Here is a 20,925-nt window from a genome sequence, read left to right on the forward strand (position 1 = left end):
TCACTGGCGCAATGCGTGCGGCCATGGTGCAAGGCCAGGCCGCTTAAGTACAGTCATGCTTATTGATAGTGACTATCGAACGCACGTTCGTGTTCGATCAGGTCAGGGCGGTCATCACCGCCGCCTGGTAGGCCGGGCGCGCTTGCAGACGCGCGTACCAGGCCTCGAGGTGGCGCATCTGCGGACGCTCGATGGGCATCTCGAACCAGGCATAGGCAAAGCAACCGAGGGGGATGTCGCCCATGCCGATCTGCTCGCCGGAGAGGTACGGCTGGTGTGCCAGGGTCTCGTCGGCGATCGCCAGCAGCGCGGCGCAGGCCTTTTGCGCGGCGTTGATCGCCACCCAGTCGCGCTGGTCTTCAGGGGTGCGCAGCAGGCCCCAGAACAGCGGGCGGAACGGCGTAGCCAGGGACGAGGTGGTCCAGTCCATCCATTTGTCGGCCAGGGCGCGCTGGCGCGGGTCGTCGAGGTACCAGCCCTGCTCTGCACCGTACTCGGCACACAGGTAGCGGACGATGGTATTGGACTCCCACAGCACCAGGTCGTCGTCTTCGAGCATCGGCACCAGGCCGTTGGGGTTGCGCGAGCGGTAGTGCGGCTCGTTGACCACGCCAAAGGCGCCGCCGGCGTCGATAGACTCGAAGTCCAGGCCCAGTTCGTGGGCGATCCACAGTGCCTTGCGCACGTTGCTCGAATTCTTGCGGCCCCAGATCTTCAGCATGACGACGTCCTTATGAATGCGGAGGTTGGCAGTCTACTCCACCGCTGCGCTGCCTGTACCGACGACCCGGAAACATGCCCTGACAAGCGCCCGCCGAACTCCTGGCGCCGCACCCTGTCACTGAACAGACAAGGCCGTTCGGTGGATGCCGTCTAAGCTATCCGGGGTCGGCCCAAGCCCAAGGTTTCAAGGAGGAAGGACTATGTTGCTGTTGTGGTTGCTGGTGCTGGTCATCGGCGCGGCCTATCTCACCCACCGGCGCCTGCCGCCCTTGCAGATACTCGGCATCGTGGCCGCCTATACCCTGCTGATGGGGATCTTCAGCCACGCCCCCGGCTGGCTGCTGACGCTGATCTGGCTGGTGCTGGCGGCCAAGACCGCCCTGCTGGTACTGCCCGAATGGCGCCGCAAGGTCTTCACCGGCCCGGTGTTCAAGTGGTTCCAGCGCACCCTGCCGCCGATGTCGCAGACCGAGCGTGAGGCGATCGACGCCGGCACCGTCTGGTGGGACGGCGAGCTGTTCAGCGGCCGCCCGGCTTGGAACACCCTGCTCGACTACCCCGCGCCCAAGCTCAGCGAAGAAGAACAGGCGTTTATCGATGGCCCCACCGAAGACCTCTGCGCCATGGTCAGCGACTGGCAGATCGGCCAGGACATGGACCTGCCCCCCGAGGCCTGGGCGCACATCAAGGCGCAGGGCTTTTTCGCCCTGATCATCCCCAAGGAGTACGGCGGCAAGGGCTTCTCGGCCTACGCCCACTCGCAGGTGGCGATGAAGCTGGCGACCCGCAGCGGCGACCTGGCCTCGACGGTGATGGTGCCCAACTCGCTCGGCCCGGCCGAACTGCTGCTGCACTACGGCACCGATGAGCAACGCAACCACTACCTGCCGCGCCTGGCGCGCGGCGACGAGATCCCCTGCTTCGCCCTGACCGGCCCCTTGGCGGGCTCGGATGCCGGCGCCATGCCGGACACCGGGATCATCTGCAAAGGCCAGTGGCAAGGCGAAGAGGTCATTGGCTTGCGCCTGAACTGGGAAAAACGCTACATCACCCTCGGCCCGGTCGCGACCCTGCTCGGCCTGGCGTTCAAGGCCTACGACCCGGAGCACTTGCTGGGTGACGAAGAAGACCTGGGCATCAGCCTGGCGCTGATCCCCACCGACACCCCGGGCGTGGAGATCGGCAAGCGCCACCTGCCGCTCGGTGCCGCCTTCATGAACGGCCCCAACAGTGGCAAGGACGTGTTCGTCCCGCTGGAGTTCCTCATCGGCGGCCAGGCCATGCTCGGCAAGGGCTGGATGATGCTGATGAACTGCCTGTCGGTCGGCCGCTCGATCTCCCTGCCGGCGGTCGGCACCGGCGCGGCCAAGTACACCAGCCTGGTCACCGGCCAGTACGCCAACATTCGTGAGCAGTTCAACGTACCGCTGGCCGCCTTCGAGGGCATTCAGGAGTCGCTGGCACGGATCGGCGGTAACGCCTGGCTGATGGACAGCGCCCGGCTGCTCACCGCCAAGGCCGTGGACCTCGGCGAAAAACCGTCGGTACTGTCGGCGATTCTCAAGTACCACCTGACCGAGCGCGGCCGCGAATGCATCCAGCACGCCATGGACGTGCACGGCGGCAAGGGCATCATCATGGGCCCGAACAACTACCTGGGGCGCAACTGGCAGGGGGCGCCGATCTTCATCACCGTCGAAGGCGCCAATATCCTTTCGCGCAACCTGATGATCTTTGGCCAGGGCGCGATCCGCTGCCACCCGTTCGTGCTCAAGGAAATGGCCCTGGCCGGTCGTGAAGACCGCGAGCAGGCGCTCAAGGAGTTCGACGAACTGCTGCTCAAGCACATCATGTTCGCCGCCGGCAACGCCGCCAGCACCTTCGTCCTCGGCCTGGGCCTCGGGCATTTCGAGCGCGTACCGGGTGACGCCCTGAGCCAGGGCTATTTCCACTCGCTGAACCGCCAGGCCGCGGCCTTCGCCCTGCTCGCCGACCTGTCGATGATGCTGCTCGGTGGCGCGCTCAAGCGCCGTGAGCGGCTGAGCGCAAGGCTCGGCGACGTGCTGAGCTACCTGTACCTGTCGTCCGCCGCGCTCAAGCGCTACCACGACCTCGGCTCGCCGGAGTACCTGCAACCGCTGCTGCGCTGGTCCATGGAAGAGTCTCTGGGCCAGGCGGAAAACGCCCTCGACCGGCTGCTCGACAACTTCCCCAACCGCTTCGTCGGCTGCGCCCTGCGTGTGCTGGTGTTCCCCTTCGGCCGTCGACATACCGGGCCCAGTGACGAACTCGACGCCGAAATTGCAGAGCTGATCGGCCGGCGCAAGGGGGATCCGGCGCTTGAAGCATTGCTGGCCGGGTGTTACCGGCCGCAGTCGGCGGACGACCCGGTCGCCGCGCTGCAGCAGGCGAGTGACCTGCTCGATGACACCGCGCCGCTCAGCAAGACCGTGCACCAGGCGCTCAAGGCCGGCACGTTTGCCCCCGCGCCGGGCGAGTCGGTGATCGATGCCGCGGTGCGCGCCGGGGTGCTGCAGCCTGAGGAGGCCCTGCGCCTGCAGGCGGCCGAAGCCGCGCGACGCAAGGTGATCGATGTGGATGCCTTCAGCAAGGAGCAGTTGTTGGCGACCCACGGCAAGGTGCGCTGAACAGAAAAGGGGGTGCGCGCATCGCGTCGTCAGTTTTTGGGCTGCCTTGCAGCCCTTCGCGGGTATACTCCGCCCCCCGTTTTTTGCTCATCGAGGAGCCTTGCCATGGCCAACCTACACCTGGAGTACCACCTCCAACTGCTCCAGCACCTGCGCACCATCCTGGTGGCCCTGGGCGAAGCCGAGCAAGTGCCTGAAGAAAGCCACGCGCTGTTTCTGGAGCGTTTCGACGAACTGTTGACCCTGCTCCCGCAAGACCCGCTCGAAAGCCAGTACCTGGGCCAGGACCTGCTCTGCCAGGTGATCCAGCGCTACCCGCAAATCGCTCACCTGGTGCCGCGTGACCTGCTGTGGTTCTTCGCCGGTGACTGCCTGCACTTCATGCCCGACGATGAACTGGACCTGTACCAGGCCCTCGAAGAACGCCGTCATGAAGCCGAGCAGAACGACGAACCGTTCGACTGGCACCAGGAAAAGCAACTGCTGAGCCTGCGTGACCCAAGCGGCGAGCATTGATCGTCCGCCGCGCCTGAAGCGAGAGCCTCAGGCGCGGTCTCGCATACCTGCAGCTGGCTCCAATGCCGCTTACTTGGACAGTAGACAACAGTCATTATTCTTACAGACAAACAGTAAAACTATTATCCCTCACGCCCACGCTTATTAAACAGGTAATAAATATTATCCTCGCACCACACACTACCCACACGATAAAAAGAAAAATCTGACAGCTTAAAAAAAATATAAAGTCATCCCCCGCCTCCCGCAACACTTCCAGTTGCACCCCAAAACAATCCTTATCTAGAATCGCCGCCTTGACCGCATTAACTACCGTACCCGGGGTTAATTCTTGCAGCGGCTGCGGTCTTGTTATTCCAAGCCGCCTGCTATTCCCAATAAGGGCAAACACTTGAAAAAGTCTTTTCTTGCACTTTCGCTCGGCCTGATTTCGGCCATCGGCGCATCGTCTGTTTATGCCACTACCGGCACCATCAACTTTGAAGGGCGTATTACCGCCAATACCTGCCCGATCGAAGTGATCAATCCGGGCGACGGCAGCGTGGGCAACCTGGTCAAGATGGGCACGCTGGCGGCCAGCCAGTTCACCGCGGTGGGCCAGGAATACAGCGGTAAGCGCTTTGGCCTGCGCGTAGCCGATGGCGCAGCCTGCAGCCTGGCGAGCAACACGGCCACCGTCACCTTCAATGGTACCGCTGACACCAGTGGCGACTACTTTGCAGTGACCCCTACCAACGATGGCGCAAAAGGCATCGCCATCGTCGTGCGTGACAACACTGGGGCCATCGTCAAGCCAGGCGCTGCCTCGGCCGCCTACCCGCTGAACGACACCGGCGTGACCGACATGATCTTCAACGCCTACTACCGCTCGACTGCCGCGGCTGTGACCGCCGGTGCTGCGTCGGCCGACGTGCAGTTCACCGTAGACATCATCTGACCCACCGTTCAGGCGCGCAGCACAAGGCTGCTGTGCGCCCGAACGCACTCAGCACCCAGGCGCCTATCAGGCACCAGGGTCGAAGGTATCAAACCATGTTACGACAGACTCAACTGTCACCCCGCACGTGCGCCGTGTTCGCCGCCTGCCTAGGCCTGTGCACCCTGGCGCTGCCCTCCTCCGGCAGCGCCGCGTTGTCACTCAATAATACCCGCGTGATCTTCGACAGCGACAAGCGCAGCACCTCGGTCGTCATCAACAACCCCAGCGTCAGGCCCTACGCGGTCCAGGCCTGGGTCAACACCCTGGCCGACGATACCTCCAGCGCCGTGCCCTTCATCCCCTCACCGCCGTTGTTCCGCCTGGAACCCGGCAAAGAGCAGATGGTGCAGATCAACGGCCTGCCGACTGACCTGCCCGAAGACCGCGAGTCGCTGTTTTTTTTCAACGTGCAGGAGATCCCACAGACGCACGAGGCGTCGGGCAATGTCCTGAACATTGCCATGCGCACGCGGATCAAGCTGTTCTACCGCCCCGCCCAGTTGCAGGGCAATCCGCTCGCCAGCCTCAAGGACCTGAAGTTCAGCCTGGAGTCCGGCAAGGGCCAGGCACAACTGCGTGTGCATAACCCAACGCCCTATCACATGACGTTCATCCGCCTGGAGATCAAAGGCGGCGGCCAGCATCACTCGCTCAAAGAGGCCGAGATGATCTCGCCGTTCGGCCAGCGCGCCTACCCGATCAGCGGCGTACAGCCCAAGGCCGGGCTGCAGGCGGAGTTCTCGGTCATCAACGACTACGGCGGCTACAGCGCACCGACGACGCTACCGATCACCCTCGCGCCGTGATGGCCGGCATCGGTCCATCGCAAGGACTCACCACCATGATCTTATCCCTGCAGCGCAGGCGTGCGCGCTGCTGCCTGCCTCTGCTACCCCTGAGCCTGATCGTCGCCAGCCCCCTGATACCCACACCAGCGCTGGCAGCCGCGCAGTTCCAGGCTGGCTTCCTGCGCCAGGACAGCAGCCAGCCGGCGAGCGCCGGAGCCCTGGCATTGAGCGCTCTGGCCAGCTCGCTTGAACTGCCTCCTGGCCGTTACCGGGTCGAGCTCCAGGTCAACCTCGACGCCGTTGGCCCTCGCGAAGTCGAGTTCACCCGTGACCCAGGCACAGGGCAACTGCGCCCCTGCCTGTCGGCGGCCATGCTCGAAGGGTTCGGGCTCAGAGCCGAAGCGCTGGCCGACCCCACCGAGCTGAACACGGCGTGTGTCGACCTGGTACGGGCACTGCCCGGCAGCCTCGTAGACTTCGACAGCGCCACACTGCTGCTGACGATTTCCATTCCCCAGGTCGCCATGCGCCGCGATGTCGCCGGCTATGTCGACCCTCAGCGCTGGGACAGCGGCATCAATGCGGCCTTCGTCAACTACCAGGCGTCGTCGGTGCAAGGCAACAGCCGCTATCGCGGCCACTACGCCAGCCAGGACCTGTTTCTCAACAGTGGCCTGAACATCGGTCAGTGGCGCCTGCGCAGCAACCAGTCGTGGCGCCAGGACAGCGAGGGCGAGCGCACCTGGACACGCGCCTACAGCTATGCCCAGCGCGACCTGCCCGGGACCCGGGCCAACCTCACGCTGGGCGAGACCTTCACCGACAGCGACGTGTTTCGCAGCGTGCCGATCCGGGGCCTGCGCGTGGCCTCCGACCTGGGCATGCTGCCCGACTCGCAACAAGGCTACGCGCCAGTCATCCGCGGCGTGGCACAGAGCCGGGCCAAGCTCGAGATCTGGCAGAACGGCTACCCGATCTACTCCACCTATGTCAGCGCCGGCCCCTACGCCATCGACGACCTGAGCACCGCGGGCAGTGGTGAACTGGAGGTGGTATTGACCGAAGCGGACGGCCAGGTCAGGCGGTTCATCCAGCCCTATGCCACGCTGGGTAACCTGCTACGGGCCGGGGTGTGGCGCTACAGCGTCACAGCAGGGCGCTACAACCCGGTTGGCGACCTGCCCGCCGAGAGACTCTGGCAGGCCACCGTCGCGCTCGGGACTGGCTGGAACACCACGCTTTACGGTGGCTTGATGGCAGGCGCGTACTACCGGGCCGCCAACCTCGGCCTGGCGCGTGACCTGGGCACCCTTGGTGCCCTGGCCGTGGACGTGACGCAGGCCACCAGCGAGCTCGGCCTCGCCGACCTGGCCAGCGTCCAGGGGCTGAGTTATGCGCTCAAGTACGGCAAGGCGTTTTCGACCGATACCACCCTGCGCTTCGCCGGCTACCGCTACTCGACCGAGGGCTACCGCGACTTCGACGAGGCGGTGCGCCAGCGCAGCCATGCCGCGACGTTCAGCGGCAGCCGTCGCAGCCGACTGGAGGCCTCGATCCACCAGAACCTCGGGCAACGCAGCTCGCTGAGCCTGACGCTGTCGCAACAGGACTACTGGCAACGCAGCGATGTCCAGCGCCAGTTCCAGTTGAGCCTGAGTACCCACCAGCACGGTATCACCTACAACCTGTTCGCCTCGCAGTCGTTGACCGACACGCCCGGCAGTGACCGTTTGATCGGCCTGAGCCTGTCGATGCCGCTGACCTTTGGCCGCTCGGCCAACCTCAGCTACGACCTGCAACACAACCGTGACGGCCCAAGCCACCGCGCCTCCTTGAACGGTACCACCGGCGAGCAGGGCCTGAGCTACAGCGCCAGCGTGGCGCAAGATCAATCGCGCCGCCAATCAGTGGCGCTGTCGACCGGCTACCAAGGCCCCCATGCCAATCTGGCGATCGGCCTGAGCGGCGCCAGCGACTACCGCAGCCTGTCACTCAACGCCAGCGGCGCCGTGCTGCTGCACGCCGATGGGCTCGAGTTCGGCCCCTACCTGGGCGATACCGCGGCGCTGATCGAGGTGCCCGGCATCGCCGGGGTCGGCGTGCAGAACAGCGCGGGAGTGCAGACCAATGCGCAGGGCTTCGCCATGGTCCCGTACCTGCGGCCTTACCGGGTCAACCAGGTGGTGCTGCAGACCGACCGGCTGGGGCCCGAGGTCGACATCGACAATGGCACGGCGCAGGTCGTGCCGCGTCGCGGCGCGATCGTCAAGACCCGCTTCAGCGCCCGCCAGGTCACACGCCTGGTGCTGACCCTGCACACGGCCCAGGGCAAGCCGTTGCCGTTCGGCGCCCAGGTCAGCGGCGCAGACGCCGCTCCACTCGGCGTGGTCGGCCAGGGTGGCCAGGTGCTGCTGGCCACCGGGCAGCAGCCGCAACTGCTGGACATCAGCTGGGGCGAGGCGGCCGATACGCGTTGCCAGGTGGCCATCGACCCGCAACACATGGCCCAGGCCAAGGGCTACCGGCTGCAGTCACTGACCTGCAGTTGAACGCCGCTTCCCTTGAAACACGCTGCGCGGGGCTCCCGCGCAGCACCCTTGAGCAGGTACTTCATGAAACGCCTCCTACCGACGCTGCTGTTTACCCTCGCAGCCAGCCAAGCCCATGCCATTTCACATTGCGTGTGGAACCCGAACTTCCCCGCGGGGCCTTTCAACCTGACCCGCGTGATGCCCACGGCGTACGTGCCCGCCGATGCCGCCGTGGGCACGGTCATCGGCCAGGGCGACCTCCGGGAGTTCTCCGCCCCACCAGGCCGTGAACAGGTGAACTGCCGTAACGAGGGCGACGTGATGATGAACGTCGACCTGGCCAATCTGGCGCCGATCGATCCCGCCACGCTGCGGCCGATCGGCCCGGACGATCCCAACGGCCATGTACTGCAGACCAACATCCGAGGGATTGGCGCCATGGTCCGCATCGCCTCCCCGTTCAGCAGCAATGGCGTGCCCAGAAACGAGTTCAAGCCGGTGGATGGCTCGCCCAGGCCGCTGATACCGTTCAAGGCCTTCAAGGACGATGACACTGAGCTGGGCATCGTCGTGTCCGGGGTGCACAACTATGTCACCCTGATCAAGACCGGCGACATCGCGCCGGGCGTGCATCAGATCAACGTGCCGCTGTTCCAGGCCACCCTGGACTTCGACAATATCGGGCTGATGTTCCGGTATGCCCTGCAGGGCACCGTCATCCAGGCGCAGTGCAGCATCATTGGCGATCCAGTCAGTGCCAACCCGGTAAAGCTCGGCGAGTGGGGGTCGGCGGACTTCACCGGCGAGGGTTTCACTACCCCGCCAGTGCCGTTCCACATCACCCTGAGTACTTGCCAGGCCGACCCGGGCGGCATGACCCGCGCGAGCATCGAACTGCACGGCGTCAACGGCTCGCAACCGATCGGCCCGACCACCTCGGGCATCTTCGGCCTGACCACTGACTCGACCGCCAAAGGCGTGGGGATCCAGGTGCTGCAGGACGACGGCTCGCCGCTGGCGCTGGAAACGGAAGTGCCGCTGGTCCCATTGACCAACGGCACGATGCTGTTGAATTTCGCTGCCCGGCTGTACCAGACGGGCCCCAGCGCCGATGTACAGGCGGGCGTGGCCAAGGGTGCGCTGAGCTTTACCATCCGTTATCGATGATCGCGGCGTGACCCGAGCCCGCCCGCACTCACCGCGCGAACAGGCTCGGGCAGTGCGCCTCAGCTCAGCTGTGCCTGCGCACGCGTGGTGCCGCTGCTCTGGCCGGTAAGGGTATCTTTCGGGTCGTAGGCATAGTGACTGAAACCACCCTCCAGGTCCTCTACGTCGAGCAACCGGTTCAAGGCGTCGTACCGGAGCGTGCGGCCCGCCTCGTCACGGGTCAGGTTGCCGTTGGTGTCATACGTCAGCTCGATCAGCGCGGGGTAGTCGGCATGGTTGTTGGTGATACTGGTCAACTGCGCCGGGTCGGCAGCATTCTCGAACTTGTAGGTGGCGTTGTTTCTACCCGTGCCAAAGTTCGTGACCACCAAGGTGATGTTGTCCAGCTCGTCCATACGAAACACCTGGTCGACGATCGTCTTGCCATACGGATCGACCGGGCATTGCTCGCCCGTGCAGGCATAGCGGACCAGGCGGTCGCCCGTATCGTAGAAGTACGCTTCCTCGCGCAGCAGCTTGGTGCCTTCTCGCAGGGTCTTGAGCGTCAGCCCGTCGACGTCGTTATAGACTTGCGCCAACGTCTGCTGGGTGCCCCCTAGGTCGAAGGTACGCAGGATTTCACGTTCGAACTCATCGTACTCGAGGCTGGTCTTGAGCGACTGATCGCCGTCGCGGGTGGTGTAGCTGGCGGTGCGTCCGAATCCGTCGTAGGTGAAGTCCGACGACAGACTGCCCAGCGTAGTGCGTTTCAGCCGACCACATTCATCGTATTCGTTCACCTGGTCCTGGCCGAGCACATCGGTGTACGACAGCAACCGGCCCGTGCGGCTGTAAGCGTAGGCCATGTGGTAGTCGACGCCGTCCTGGGTACGGGTCTCGGTCTTGACCTGGCCGGTGCTGAAGTAAGTCCTGGCCAGCGCCTGGTCATCCACGCTGCAATTCAGCAGGTTGGCGTTCTTGGCATCGTAGTTGTAGGTCGCTGGGCTGTTGCCCAGCACACGTTTCAGCGGCTCTTCGCCCAGCGTGGCCTGGTACTCGTAGGTGATGACCTCGCCATTGGGCGCGGTGACGCTGCGGGGTTGGCGCATCCCCGGCGCATAGCTGTAACGCTGCAGACGCCCGCCGGTGGTGGCGGTCGCCAGGCGGTCCAGGCCATCGAAGCTCTGCTCGCCCAACAACTTGGTGCCCACCTTGATGCTGATCGGCAGGTCCTCGCTGCTGTGGGGCGCGAAGCTGCGGTAGACGATGTGATTGGGATTGGACGGCAGGGTGTGCGCCAGCAGGCGGTCGAAGGCATCGTAGACGTAGCTGTTGACCCGGTTGAGCGTACCGAAGCTCACCGTTTCCTTGCTGGTGCGGCCCAGCCCGTCATACTCGTTGACCTGCAGGCTGATCGCCTTGCCGTCGAGGTCGAAGCGCTCGACGCGCACCGGCTTGCCGAACAGGTCGATCCAGGTTTCCGTGACCCCGGTCGTCGATTGCGCCTGCGGGCTGCCGTCCTTGGCCGCGGGCGCCTCGCGCCAGCTGCGCTGCACCGGGCCTCGGTGGGTGGGGGTACCCAGCGGGTTGACCCGCGCGTAGGTGCTTACGCCATCAGGCGTAATGGTGCAGTCGAGTTGCCCCCAGTCGTCCTGCTCGAAGGCCGTGGTCAGGACAAGGTCTACAGCCCCCAGCCAGTCGATTTCGGTTTCCTCGACCAGGTTGCCCAGGGCATCGTAGCGGGCCTTGTAGATCGGCCGAGGCGTACCGGCCAGCACCTGGTCATCGCTATCGACGTCGTCGCGCTCTTCATGAATGACGCGGTTGAGGCCATCGAAGCGGCTGCAGGTCATGACATCCTTGACATCGAAACGGCGCTGCTCGGCCTGATCGCCATCGGCGCTGCACAGCGCGTACTCGTAGCGGCGCGATGCCTCGAACTCGGTCCCCGGCGCCACGGTCTCGCGGATCACACGGCGCAACACGTCGTACACGTAGGCGATTTCGACGTCGTTGTCATCGCGGTTGAGCAGCGGCTCGCCGGTCAACAGCGAGTGCTCCAGGGTGATGGTCTTGGCTTCACCATCAAAACCGGTGAGCACTTGCGTGGTCGTCAGAACGTGCTCGCCCGCGCGGCGGGAGGGGCCCTTGCGGTAGGTGAAGGCGGTCTGGGTGAGCAGACCGTTCAGGGTCACGCGGGTGGTGACCACGCGCCCGTGAGCGAAGGCATCGCCAGGGGCGTTGGTGTAGTCATGGCTGGTGCGTTGCAGTTCGTCCTCCGCGTCGATACGCAGCGCCTGGCCCAGGCTGTCGACAAAAGGCGCCAGCAAACCGGCCAGACGCTCGCCGACCATGGCCATCAGGCCCGCCAGGCGCACCTGAGCCGCGCTGCTGACCTCCAGCAAGGTCTCGGATTCGACCACATGCGCGGCCTCGAGGCCACTGCCGCTGAGGGCTGGCAGGGTGATGTAGCGGTAGCGCTGGCGCAGCGTGGGTGCCGCGCCCTTGCCGGTAGGCGCTGGTGTAGTGGTGGTGTCCTTGAGGTGGCGCACGAACCCTTCTGGGTCCTTGGGGCAACCCTCGCCACCGGCAGCCGGGTACCAGGTGCTGGTCTCTTCCACGCCGGTGGGGTGGGTGCGGGTCAGCAGATTGCCCTGGGTGTCATAGGTGTTGCTGGTGGTTTCCACGCGGGTCTGGCTGGCATCGTCGAGCAACGACCAGCGGGTGTCGGTCTTCTTTGGCAACTGGCAGTAACTGACCTGCTGCTCGAACGCCGCGCCGCTGGTCAGGTAGTACTCGGTGGCCTGGGTCTGCACGCAGTTGCCCTGGGTGGTCTTTTCCTCGACCAGCAGGTGGAACTGGTTGAAGCTTCGCGCGATGCTGCGCACTTCGCGCAGCGTTTCCGCGCCTTGCACATTTTCAGTGACCCACAGGCTCTCCACCGAGCCATAGCGGTATTCGCCAACATACTTGTAGAGGTTGTCCAGGCCGTCGTCCGCCCACTGGATCGCCAGTGTATGGCCGAGGAAGTTTTTCGCGTCGGGGTACGTATAGCGCACATCGACCACCGGCTGATCGAAGTTCGGCCGGGTCAGGTGCTGGGTCACGCGTGGCAGCGCGGTACGCCCGCTGCCGACCGGGAAGGCGTGGCCGTCGTCAGTGTAATACAGGTTTTCGCTGGCGCCAGTGGGGGTCTGGACTTCAACCAGGCAGAAATGGTCGCGGACCTTTTCGTACTTGAAGCGCCAACTGGCCTTGTCGTGGGTCGGCAGGTCGATGCGGGCGACGCGGCGCTCGCTGCCTTCCAGAAGCATGTCGAAGCGTGCCAGCGCCTCACCGCCCTCGCCTTGGCCGGGGTTGAAGTGAACCTTGACCATGATGTTGTCACGCTCGATCGACAACAGCTCGCCGCTGTCGTCGCTGATCGAGGCCAGCCGGTTGAAGCGGTTGTCGAACGGCTGGTAGCTCAGGCTCAGCGAATGCCCGGTGGCGCCGAACACCTGGACCGGCAAGGCCACGCGGTTATCGGCGGCGCCCATGACCTCGAGGACTTCCACCTGGCCACTGCGGTGCACCACGCGAAAACGGCTGCCAGGGCCTTCGTTGTCATCGAGGCGGTAGACGTGAAAGCTGTCGAGCTTCTTTTCTTTCATCAACAGCTCGGTACCGCGCTCGGTAACGCGGCTGCCGGTGACCTTGAAGCTCTCGCCGGTGCTCAGCGAGAGCACTTGGTTGTGTGGGGTGTACTGCGACAGTTGCAGGTTCCAGCCCAAGCCAAAACCCGAGTCCTGGGTGTTGAGCGGGTTGTAGGTCAAGGCCAGTTTGAATGCCGGGCCTTGCAGGTCGTTGGCCTTGAGCTCGGGCAAGTTGATGGCGACGGTGTATTGGCCCGTACGCGGGTCAACACCGTTCTGCAGAAAACTCATGAAGTTGAAGGCATTGGAATGCACAGACGTCGATGCGGACATATTAAAAACCTCACGTAATCAAGCAACACAGGTGTGCAAGACGCCCACGTCGGTCAGGGCCGTGGGCGAATAACTCACTGACTGACTTTAAAGATCAATGTAGATACCCGACAACTTACCTTCGATATTGCCGTGGTCGTAATTAACCACTTCCATGCGCAGCCCAGCCCGAACAATATCCCCCACCGGCCTGCCCTTGAGTGACTTGATCTCGATCCAGCCGGTGCTGGTCCGGTAGTTGGTGGTACGCATTGCGAAATACCAATCACCGTCGTGGTCTCCCGCACGCTCCGAGGTCAATCCGATCTGCACGGCGGACGGCACGTTGTCCATTTTTATATAACTGATCACGTCGTTCTTCGGATTATCATCCGAACCAAACTTGACGTAGCCGTTCTTGATTTCCACCGAGGTGGTGTAGCCGTCCGGCGCGCCGTTCTGGTCGAGTTTCTGGGCAAGTTCAATCCGGCCGTTCGATTCGGTGTCTGGGACCCCCACCGCATGTTCAAGCTCAGCGGCTGGCGGCAAGATTTCAGGGGGTGGGGTGAACAGGGTGTGGGACAACTTGTCACGGTGCCTGTTGGCAGAGGCCGGCGCAAAGGAAATCCGCCGGCTATGGGCATTGCCCTGCCTATCGCGCATCAATACAGCCAGCGAGCGGAGCACCTTTTTACGTTTGTCGCTAACGAACTTGAAGTCAATATCATCATAACGGTGATTGCTGATAACCAGCGACCCCACCTCGAAGAAGTTCTCGTCAATCGCCACGTCTTTCATATAGCTGCTGTTCACAAGGCCGGCCAGTGACTCATCGAACAACACCTTGGTCTGTACACCTGGTTTTTTCGAATCCCGGAAAATGTAACCGGTAAAACTGGTCATTATTTCTTTTTTGCTCTCTATCTCCCAACGCAACATCGAGGTGTTGGTAATTCTAATTTTCTGAGGCACTGGCGCTTCCACTGGGAGGAACTCACACGTCTCGAACCCACCGCCTGTGTATTTGAGTTTCCAGTAGTCGACCGTCCGTGGGTGGAAATCGAAATCGTCATTTGGCGGGTCGCCCTCATTGCCTACGCCGCCATCGACGCGCACCCGTTCGAACGTATAATCCGCAGCGGTGAACTCGGGCAGCGTCCTGGCCGTGACCTGCACCACGCCACCTGCGGTCGCCCCCTGATCGGTGGACGAATGCCATGCACCACTATCCGCCTGGAACCTGGCATAAAAGGGCGTGATCGTGCCCACCGCTGCACGGCTGTGTAGCCACAATTCTGTTCGGTATGTGCCCTCGTCGTCCTGCGCAGGCGCAGGCGCCGCCCCGCCATTGATCGCTGCCTGGAAGCGGTTAGCCAGCAGGTTGGTACGCCACAGCTGCGGGTCATCTGGAGAAATGCCTTCGTGGATGGTTTTCCCCGGCAACGTACCGACCGCTGCATTCGATGCGCGGTGGTACAAGCCCAGTGTGCCCCTCTCCTCTTCGCTCAAAGCGATTGGCTTGCCGCCCTTATGAGTCTCAACGACCATCTCGAGCTTCATCGGCTGGTAACCGTTGGGCAGCAGCCCGCCCACCGAGCCATCCTGCGGGCCACCCGGCACCAGCAGCTTGAAGGACTGCACCGTGTCCCAGGTTTCTTCTTCCGTGAGCTGTGAGTACTGCAACAGGCTGTAACCGCTGCCCAGCACCACGCCGTTGCGCACCACCTCGCAGACCACCACGCTACTGCCGGTACGTGCATTGGCCGGCGCAGTGAAGCGCCCCTCGGCATCGACCGTGCCTTCGCCCTCCACTCGCCAACGGCGTGCGACGCCCGGCAGCAAGCCGCTGTTGTCTTGCACCTGGACGGTTGCGCCCGCCTTTACCCGTGGCACATAGCCTGGCGTGACCGCCAAGGCTTGCTGGCCATTGAGCAACAGCACTGCGGCGTTGCTGGCCTCGCTAGCACGGGCTTGGATATGCTGAACATTGAGACTGCGCCTGCGCGAAGCAGCAGAGGCGCGAAACGCCACCTGATTGTCGCCTGCCTCGAGCAGCTCGCCATGCCGCGTGCCATGCAACGTCCAGTCGATGGGCTTGGCCGCCGGATCGGCGGCCGTCAAGCGGATCGCCGATTGCCGGCTGGGGAGGCAGGTGGCGATCCGCGGGGCGATCTCCAGGCCTTCGAAAAACACCTGAAGCCGGGCGCTTGCACTGTACTTCACGCCAGCCTCTTCATAGTCGGCGGTCACCAGCACCGTGAGGCTGTCGTGCCCGACCTGCGCTTCGCTGGCGGCCTTGTACAGACCCGCTGCGTCGATGCTGCCTTGGCTCGCGGCGGTGTGGCTGCGCAAGCCCACTGCACGCCAAGCCTTGGCCTCGAGCGCCTTGCCCGTACCATCGCGCAGGACAAATTTCTGGCTCTGTCCGGCCCGCAGGGTGCCGATGGCAGGCTCGAGGGTGAAGGTGGTGCGCAGCGGATCGATGCTGCCGAACACCGCCAGGTCATGGGGGGTATGCCGTGCAAGCTCTTTGAAGGCGTGCGAGCCAGGGAACAGCACGCTGGCCAGTACGTCGAGACGCTCGTCGCTGACGTGTTCGAGCAACGCCTGGTCGAGTACCAGCACGGCCGAGTAGCGATCACGGCCATCGGCCTCGGTGTCGCTGGGGATCAGGAACGGGAAGCGGTCATCCGGCGCGTCCCCCAGGTCATCGTTGGCCACCAGTTGAATGAAGGTCAGCACCGCGCCATCACCGTAGTTGGCCGCACTTGCCAGCTTGGCACCAGGGGCTGCCTGGGTGCGGATGATGAAACGGACGGGTGTCAGTGCGCTGTAACCGTCGAAATCGATCATGCCGAGCTCGAACACGCTGCAATGCTTGGGCAGTGCCTTGAACCATTGCTCGAGGGCCTGGGACAGGTCCTTGCTGACCTGCTCCTCATCCCCCCCCAGGTTGCAGCGCAGGCTGGCGCCCTCGGCGAGGTCGAGAACGACCCGGCCGCGGCGGTCGACTTCGCCGGTCACCAGGGCCAGATCGATGTCCATCTCCAGGGTGAAGCCCATGGCTTCGGTGATCAGGTGCGAACTGACCGGGCTTTGGCTGATCGAGGAGGCATGGGTACAGCGCCCGCCAATGATGTTCATCGTCAGCCTGGCCCGCGAGTTGTCCATCGAAGCGGTGCTGAACGACAGCCTCGGTGCGCCGAACTCGACGGCCGTCAGCCGGCTGTGGGTGACCGTCAAGCCCTGATGGGTGACGGTACCGCTGAACGATGGGATAAAGCGCAGCTCGTCCAGGCGCTCGATGTACTGTTGTTCGAGCAGACGGTTCAAACGCAGGCGGCTGAACGCGCAGACCGCCCCCCAGCCCTGGGTCACGTTGCCTGCGCGCAGGCGTTGCAGCACCTCTTCAAGCGAGTTGGCAGTCATGTGCTGGCCCTCTTTGGAAATGGATGGAATCGATGTGCGGCTCATGCGCGGACCTCCCCTGTCGAGGCACTCGGTGTGCCGGGTGCAGCTGATGCTGGTAGCAACGGCAGTGGCAGAATGTGATGGCCTTCAAAGACGCCATACTTGCCACCATCGACCAGCCCCGTGATCAGCGCGAAATGCTCCGGTGCCAACAGGTCTGGCGTATACACGCCGCTGGCATCGATAGCTCCGGCGCCGAGCCGCACCTGCCACTCGGCTTCGGTGATTTCACCGTTGAGCGAGGCGATGAACTGCAACTGGCCACCGGGCAGGGGCTGCGCGGCCATCGACACGCGCAGCGCCGGTTCATGTTGTTGCACCAGCACATGCACGCTGCGGCTGCCGCCAGACTGCGCGTCCTGAACCTTGATCTCCTCGAGCACGTAGGTCTGTTTGGGCACGTTCGGCCCCGCGCGGAAGGTGCAGCTACGGCCTTGGTCGCCGGGCTGCAACATACCGCCACCCGCCTCTTGCGCCTCGAGCGTCCAGGTCAGCGGACCTTTGCCGATGACCCCAGCGCTGAAGGCCAGCTCATCGCCGTTGGCACAGACGCTGATCAACGGGTTGACGCTGACGGAGTGCTTCAGCGCGATGACCAGCGCGACGGCCCTTTGCCCGGTGCCCGGATCGGTAGCCATCACCAGCAGCCGGGTCGGGCCAGTGCCCATGGCATGGCCCGGCGGTGCGCGGTACAGACCCTCGGCATCGATGCGGCCGATATCGCCGGCGACTTCATCCAGACTCTGCAAGCTCCACTGCACACCTTCGCGCGGTGGCTGGACGCTGAACTGCTGGCGTTGGGCGGCAGCCAGGCGAACCCCTTGCTCGACGATGGCGAACCCGGCGTCGCCCTGGCCAATCGGGCCGAACACCGCCAAGTCGTGGGGCTTTTCGATACGCGCTGGCTGCAGGCGGCTGGCGTCGGCCAGTTGCAAGCCCTCCAGCAGTTGCTCGGGCACCTCCGCCGTCAGGTTGAGGGCTGTCACAAACGCAGCGTGCAAGACCTCGGCGACGAACAGCTGGATGTGCTCGCGCAGCACCGGATCGATGTCGGGCGGCAGGCCTTGGACCGCCTTGGCAAACCTTGCGCTTTCCACTGGCGAAAACAGCTCGCCGCGCAGGATGTGTTCCCTGCGCTCATCGGCGTCGAGGTAGAACAGGTAGTTCAGGCTCACATCGAAGGTCGCCGTGCGCTCCTGCCAGGTACCACCCGCCACCGGCTGGTGGCGGAATTTCACGCTGCAGCTCGACTGCCACTGCTGAGCGATCTCGTCTTCTGAGAACTCGGCAGACAAGGCGTTCTCCCCATCCACCGCAGGCAGCTCGAACGCATCTGACTTGAACGCATACAGCGATGAATTCCACTCGCTCGCTGGCACCTCCAGCCCGCCTTTTTTAGCGACCATGCTGCTCAGGTCTTTGGAGACGTCGTAGCGATACTCGAACTCACCCCCCTTCAACACACCCAGCAAGGCACTGCCATAGGCCGCCCGGTGCACCAGCCGAAGCGAGATCAAGGCGGTACTGGCATCACTGGCGGCCAGCTCATCGGGCAGCAGGAACGGGAAATCCGAACCCTGAACAGGGAAGCTGCCCGCTGGCCCGTGGATCATCGAGATGAACAGCACCAGCGCCAGGCGTTGGCCGGTTTTGCTGACATGCATGCGGCTGCCGAGATGCCCAATGGCCAGAAACGGGTTCACTTCATCTGCCAGGAACCGCGCCAGCGCATGCACCCTCTGGCCCTCGTCCAAACCGTCCAGCACCGCTTTGATGAAAGCGCCACCCGCGTCTTTCTCGCTCTGGGTGCGACCGATGTCGAACGCGAGCTCCTCGCCCTTGCCCAGGTCCATCACTACACCCCGCGGATCAGGCTGCAGATACAGGTCCAGCTGCACTGCCAGCGGGTCAAGCGGGTCGTGGGCCGACAAGGCCAGAAGCTTGCCAGGGGCCTCCACCACGCGCTGGGTACCGCCCTCGACGGTCATCGCCAGGTGGATGCGCGGCTGCTCATATTCCCCTTCGGTGAACGTCAGCGAGGGCGGACCGAACCGGTAATCCGCGAGGACATGGCTGACACGCGAGTTGGGGATTGCAACGGTGCCGCCAATACCCTGGATATCCGTACCCAGCGACAGGCGCAGTATGTGGGCATGACGGAGCAGGTTATTGATACTGTCCACCGGAAAAGCGGCAATCAGGTCCCAGCGTAACAAGGCGGGGTTATGGCGCATCCAGGTCAATAGTGATTCTAACGAATTGTCCGACATAATCGTTCTCCTTGATGAGCACGCGCGAATGACAGGCACGCCTGTACACCGGCACGTTCTAGTTATTTAAATGCAGTGTGTTGGCCGCGACCTGCACGGTGCGCGACGCAATACGGTTCAGGCACCGAGGGTCAGCCGGGTCGTCGGAAAGTCCTTCCAGGTGACCCCATCATCGAAACTTACAGCGACCCTGACATCGAACACGGTGTTCAACTTCAACGCTTGCAAGTAACTCTTTGGAAGTTCTGCCGCCAGGTATTCCCCGTAGTATTCGTCTTCCGTGACGGGGAGATCCTTGCGCAAGTCCCATTGCACTGCTTTCTCAGTACCGCTGGCCTGTATGCGCACACGCTGGCCTTCAGCGAAGAATGGCCAAGTGGCCAACTTGAAGTTCGCCGCAGCGCCCGTCACGGCCGCCAATGACAAGTGCCCCGCCACGGCCTCCTCACACTGGATGGAAGGGAATGGGTTGTTCGGATAATCGGCGATACGCAGCACGTAGACGGTGGAGGGCGAAGCCTTTTCACCGGCTAGCGTGACGGTGTAGTAGACATCGAAACTTTTGCCGAGGTTGGCCGGTATCGCTGTGCGGGGGATTTTGTAGCGTTTTTCATAGCCGTGAACTGGCGTGGTCGTGGAGTAGTAGCCGGTACTGCCATAACCGGCCCAATGCACTTCAACCACGCCGCCGCTGGTTTCAGCCCCTTCAGGCACATCCACCACAGCGCCGCTCTCCAATAGATTGCGAAGCAGGAAGCCTTGATTGTCACCCTCGCCCTCGGGCGTCGCATGAGACACGATCAGCGCCGGCAACGACAACGGTTTACGCAGGGTGAGCGCCAAGGGCAAGGAGCGGCTCGCCTCTCCCAGCCGGGCCCAGTGGTATTCGATCGACACCGGTTGGCCGACATTAGCGAGCAACCAGTCCTGCCCCAGACGCAGCTCCAGGCGTTGGCTGTGCAGGGTCGTGAGGTCGACACGCAAGCTGACCTGTGCAGTGGTCGTTCCCTGTGCCTGCAGGAGGAATATGTCACCCTGCTGCAGGCCGAGCGGCGGCGCGATGACAAACACCACGCCATCGGGATACGCCCCAGGATCGAGTTTGTCACCCGCCAGCCCCTTGACCGTGGGCGCTGCCAGCAAGGGGTCCGGGGGGAGCTGATCACGCAGCAATTGCAGACGTTGCACAGGGGATTGCGTGCTGCCAGCGCCATCTGCATAGGCGATGCTGTAGTGGATGTCGGCGAAGCCGACCAGAGCCATGTTGTTGTACGGCACTCTCCAGGTCAACGGCTGGCCAAGGTCTTCCTCGGTCAAGGTCTTGCTGTATCCATCGGTTAGATCAGGCACGCCCTCGAAATAGGACTGCCAGGTAAACGTCACAACATCGCCGATGGCCATCGCCTGGTAAGGCGCAGCCACCATGGTGCCGTCCGATGCGGTGGCGTCCATGACGTCAAGGTCGACCACCAACTGGTAGCTTTCGAGGAACTGCGCGGGCGGTAAACCTAGCGAGGGATCGAGCGCCTTGTTGACGAACATGAACAGGCGATCGGATTCCTCACCGGGCGCGCCGTTGTTATCCATGGCGTAGGAATAGAACACGTAGCCAAGATTCAATGTGTGCAACAGTGCGTTGTCGATGAGCACTTCCATGCCATCGGCGGGAGGATCCAGGACCGTCTGCTTTGACTCGAGCGCGTCCTGTTTAGCGCCATCGGGTCCCACCCCTTTGAACAGCACCCAGAATTGGTCACCGTTTTTGATACCGGGGTAGTTGACCCGCGTATTCAAGGGCGAGGTTTTTAGTACTTCCAGGTCAATAGAGCCATCGACAAACGCAGGGTGAGTCACTGCGGGAGCGGGTAAGCTGGATTTCATATTTATCTACTCGTCGGGTCATCCA

General features: G+C 63.3%; 11 protein-coding genes. 6 read left to right on the forward strand and 5 right to left on the reverse strand.

Going from position 1 to position 20,925, the window contains the following annotated elements:
• Nucleotides 1-97: 97 nt before the first annotated feature.
• Nucleotides 98-721 (reverse strand): glutathione S-transferase, encoded by a 624-nt coding sequence (locus tag CCOS865_RS21885; RefSeq protein WP_119144716.1) that lies wholly within the window; start codon nt 719-721, stop codon nt 98-100.
• Between the two features lie 202 nt (nt 722-923).
• On the opposite strand from CCOS865_RS21885, the gene CCOS865_RS21890 reads away from it, so the two are divergent.
• The 6 genes from CCOS865_RS21890 to CCOS865_RS21915 all read left to right on the forward strand — a co-directional run bounded on the left by CCOS865_RS21890 (nt 924) and on the right by CCOS865_RS21915 (nt 9,352).
• Nucleotides 924-3,371 carry an acyl-CoA dehydrogenase gene (locus CCOS865_RS21890; protein WP_119144717.1) on the forward strand — a complete coding sequence of 816 codons (2,448 nt, stop codon included), beginning with the start codon at nt 924-926 and terminating at the stop codon, nt 3,369-3,371.
• Between the two features lie 105 nt (nt 3,372-3,476).
• The gene (locus CCOS865_RS21895) at nt 3,477-3,887 is read left to right on the forward strand and encodes a PA2817 family protein (protein ID WP_119144718.1); all 411 of its coding nucleotides are present in this window, start codon (nt 3,477-3,479) and stop codon (nt 3,885-3,887) included.
• 391 nt (nt 3,888-4,278) lie between these two features.
• On the forward strand, nt 4,279-4,824 hold the full coding sequence (locus CCOS865_RS21900; protein WP_119144719.1) for a fimbrial protein: 546 nt from the start codon (nt 4,279-4,281) through the stop codon (nt 4,822-4,824).
• A 95-nt stretch (nt 4,825-4,919) separates the two neighbouring features.
• Nucleotides 4,920-5,672: a fimbrial biogenesis chaperone gene (locus CCOS865_RS21905; RefSeq protein WP_119144721.1), complete on the forward strand. Its 753-nt coding sequence runs from the start codon at nt 4,920-4,922 to the stop codon at nt 5,670-5,672.
• Between the two features lie 35 nt (nt 5,673-5,707).
• Entirely contained in the window at nt 5,708-8,203 is a 2,496-nt protein-coding gene (locus tag CCOS865_RS21910; protein WP_119144723.1) for a fimbria/pilus outer membrane usher protein, read from the forward strand.
• Between the two features lie 63 nt (nt 8,204-8,266).
• Nucleotides 8,267-9,352, forward strand: a complete 1,086-nt coding sequence (locus CCOS865_RS21915; protein WP_119144725.1) for a fimbrial protein — start codon at nt 8,267-8,269, stop codon at nt 9,350-9,352.
• Nucleotides 9,353-9,411: 59 nt separating this feature from the next.
• Here CCOS865_RS21915 and CCOS865_RS21920 read toward each other — a convergent pair whose 3' ends face one another.
• The 4 genes from CCOS865_RS21920 to CCOS865_RS21935 all read right to left on the reverse strand — a co-directional run bounded on the left by CCOS865_RS21920 (nt 9,412) and on the right by CCOS865_RS21935 (nt 20,900).
• Nucleotides 9,412-13,299 (reverse strand): RHS repeat domain-containing protein, encoded by a 3,888-nt coding sequence (locus tag CCOS865_RS21920; RefSeq protein WP_119144727.1) that lies wholly within the window; start codon nt 13,297-13,299, stop codon nt 9,412-9,414.
• An 87-nt stretch (nt 13,300-13,386) separates the two neighbouring features.
• Entirely contained in the window at nt 13,387-16,752 is a 3,366-nt protein-coding gene (locus tag CCOS865_RS21925; RefSeq protein ID WP_147406532.1) for a hypothetical protein, read from the reverse strand.
• Nucleotides 16,749-18,983, reverse strand: coding sequence for a hypothetical protein (locus CCOS865_RS21930; protein WP_147406533.1), 2,235 nt, complete (start codon nt 18,981-18,983; stop codon nt 16,749-16,751). The genes CCOS865_RS21925 and CCOS865_RS21930 overlap by 4 nt, the downstream gene beginning before the upstream one ends.
• A 153-nt stretch (nt 18,984-19,136) precedes the next feature.
• Entirely contained in the window at nt 19,137-20,900 is a 1,764-nt protein-coding gene (locus CCOS865_RS21935) for a hypothetical protein (protein WP_119144732.1), read from the reverse strand.
• Between the last annotated feature and the right edge of the window lie 25 nt (nt 20,901-20,925).

Origin of the sequence: Pseudomonas reidholzensis, assembly GCF_900536025.1 — a bacterium.
GTDB classification, from domain to species: domain Bacteria; phylum Pseudomonadota; class Gammaproteobacteria; order Pseudomonadales; family Pseudomonadaceae; genus Aquipseudomonas; species Aquipseudomonas reidholzensis.